This is a genomic window from Streptomyces sp. E11-3 (assembly GCF_046540415.1).
GTDB lineage: Bacteria > Actinomycetota > Actinomycetes > Streptomycetales > Streptomycetaceae > Streptomyces.
Map to the genome: position 1 here is coordinate 1 of NZ_JAZGRL010000254.1, position 594 is coordinate 594.

At 52.9% G+C, this 594-nt stretch carries 1 tRNA gene and 1 pseudogene; both read left to right on the forward strand.

From position 1 onward, the window contains the following. The first annotated feature begins 145 nt into the window (after positions 1 to 145). Positions 146 to 235: pseudogene (locus tag U9R90_RS36700) on the forward strand. A gap of 151 nt (positions 236 to 386) precedes the next feature. Next, positions 387 to 456, forward strand: a tRNA-Thr gene (locus U9R90_RS36705). The last annotated feature ends 138 nt before the right edge of the window (positions 457 to 594 follow it).

Here is a 594-nt window from a genome sequence, read left to right on the forward strand (position 1 = left end):
ACAGTAGACCCTGAGAGTGCTGTCAATTTTTTTTGCACCGGGCATCAATTGCCCAGAGTCCTGAGGACCTGTCTTTCCTGTGCACAGACCGTGCGAACCTCACCGAGCTGGACGGGTACAAACCTTTACGTCAGCACTGCTGGTGGGCTCTGTGGCGCAATGGATAGCGCATTGGACTTCTAGACTGCCTGATGAGGCCATTCAAAGGTTGTGGGTTCGAGTCCCACCAGAGTCGTGACTTTAGGCATTCTGCTTGGCCAGCAAACACAGAAGCTAGCTGTCCACCCCGAAGCACTTGTCGAAACATCTCTTTTAGGCTGTGCAGTTCCTTGTCTGGATGCTTTGATCCTCTAAATCGTCCACCTGGAAGCCAAGCACAAAGACAGGCGTCGTGGCTTAGTTGGTCAAAGCGCCTGTCTTGTAAACAGGAGATCCAGCGGTACCTTTGACGATGCTCGAACAAAACCTTGGGGTGCGTGGTTTTTCTTTGCGAAAACGGAATGCAAATGGAGAGTGCAGAGGAGCGCAGTGGCAGCTGGCGATTTCATTTGCGAACCACCCCTCAGAAAAGAATGCTGGCTGCAGCAGGGCGCC